The organism is Burkholderia sp. E168m23, from assembly GCF_016586125.1.
Classification (GTDB): Bacteria; Pseudomonadota; Gammaproteobacteria; order Burkholderiales; family Burkholderiaceae; genus Burkholderia; species Burkholderia orbicola.
This window is the reverse complement of the sequence record NZ_BCPP01001208.1, coordinates 1-1,744: the sequence shown is the minus strand read 5'-3', so window position 1 is coordinate 1,744 and position 1,744 is coordinate 1. Positions and strand designations below refer to the sequence as shown.

General features: G+C 68.2%; 2 protein-coding genes and 1 pseudogene. All 3 read right to left on the bottom strand.

All coding sequences use genetic code 11. The features are described from left to right. Nucleotides 1–235 (bottom strand): succinylglutamate desuccinylase/aspartoacylase family protein (locus JMF90_RS35745; protein ID WP_201326220.1); only part of this gene is annotated, 235 nt, incomplete at its 3' end. A gap of 4 nt (nt 236–239) precedes the next feature. After that, complete coding sequence (gene doeA / locus JMF90_RS35740) at nt 240–1,448, bottom strand: ectoine hydrolase DoeA (RefSeq protein WP_011549339.1); 1,209 nt, start codon at nt 1,446–1,448, stop codon at nt 240–242. A gap of 10 nt (nt 1,449–1,458) precedes the next feature. After that, nucleotides 1,459–1,744, bottom strand: a pseudogene (locus tag JMF90_RS35735) (ornithine cyclodeaminase family protein); the annotation flags it as partial.

The window sequence follows — 1,744 nt, the reverse complement described above, 5'->3', positions numbered from 1 at the left end:
CGGCCGCCTTCAGCGAACCGGCGAGCTTCGACAGCGCGACCGGCCCTTCGTATTCGTCGCCGTGATTGCCGCCGGTCAGCAACACCGTCGGCCCGTCGCCGCGCTTCACGACGGTCACCGGAATCATGATCGCGCCCCACGCGGAATCGTCGCGCGAGTAAGGCAGCTTCAGGAAGCCGTGCTGTTCGCCGTCCGCGTCGAAATCGACGGTCGGCGTAATCGGGGAAGCACGCATCGCCCTACTCCTTCACGAACAGCTTGCGCGGCACGTTGCAGAACGTCTCGACGCCGGTCTCGGTGATCAGGATGCTCTCCGTGATCTCCAGCCCCCAGTCGTCGAGCCACAGCCCCGGCATGAAATGGAACGTCATGCCGGGTTCGAGCACCGTCCGGTCGCCCGGACGCAGGCTCATCGTGCGCTCGCCCCAGTCGGGCGGATAGCTCGCGCCGATCGGATAGCCGCAGCGGCTGTCCTTGTCGATACCGGCGCGGCGCAGCACCGCGAAGAACGCGTTCGCGATGTCCTCGCACACGTTGCCGGGTTTCGCGGCCGCGAGCCCGGCCTCGATGCCCTCGACCACCGCGCGCTCGCCTTCGATGAAATGCGCGGGCGGCTTGCCGAGATAGACGGTGCGCGACAGAGGGCAGTGATAGCGGCAGTAGCAGCCGGCGATCTCGAAGAACGTGCCCGCGCCGCGCGCGAACGTCGAGTCGTCCCAGGTCAGGTGCGGTGCGGCCGCGTCGGCGCCGGTCGGCAACAGCGGCACGATCGCCGGATAGTCGCCGCCGAATCCGTCCGCGCCGCCGATCCCGGTCGCATAGATCTGCGCGACCAGGTCGCTCTTCTTCATGCCCGGCTCGATCGTCTCGACGATATGCGCATGCATCCGCTCGACGATGCGCGCGGCCACGCGCATGTATTCGATCTCGCGCGGCGACTTCACCGCGCGCTGCCAGTTGACGAGCGCGGTCGCGTCGACCCAGCGCGCGACCGGCAGATGCTGCTGCAGCGACGCGTACGCCGCCGCGCTGAAGTAGTAGTTGTCGAGCTCGACGCCGATGCGCAGCGTGCTCCAGCCGCGCGCCGCGATTACCTCGGTCGACAGGTAATCCATTGGGTGGCGTACGCTCGACTGCACGTAATGGTCGGGATAGCCGACGATGTTCTCGTGCGCCATGAACGCGGTGCGCTTCGCGCCGTTCGCGTCCTGGTTGCGGCCGAACCACACGGGTTCGCCGTCCAGCGCGAGCAGCACGCACTGGTGCACGTAGAACGACCAGCCGTCATAGCCGGTCAGCCAGCCCATGTTGGTCGGGTCGGTGACGATCAGCAGGTCGATGCCGGCCCGCTCCATCGCCGCGCGCGTCTTCGCGATGCGCGCGGCATATTCGCTGCGCGCGAACGCGAGACGCGGCGCGGCTGTCTGGGTTTCGATGACTGCGGACATCTGTCTCCTCTCAAGTCGTGAGGTCGTTGTGGAAAATCGTGCCCACTTCCGCCGCGCGGGCGCGCTGCAGCGCGAGCACGGCAATCGCGGTGTCCTGCGCGCCGGTGCCGGTCAGGTCGCAGATCGTGATGTCGTCGCGATGCGTGCGGCCGTCGCGGCGGCCGGCGATCACTTCGCCGAGTTCGGGAAACACGGCGTCGGCTGCAACGGCCCCGGCCGCGATCGCATGCGCGAGTTCGCCGGCCACGCGGGTCTGCTGCAGCCGGTCGCAGAAATACCGTGCGGCGCCGAACACC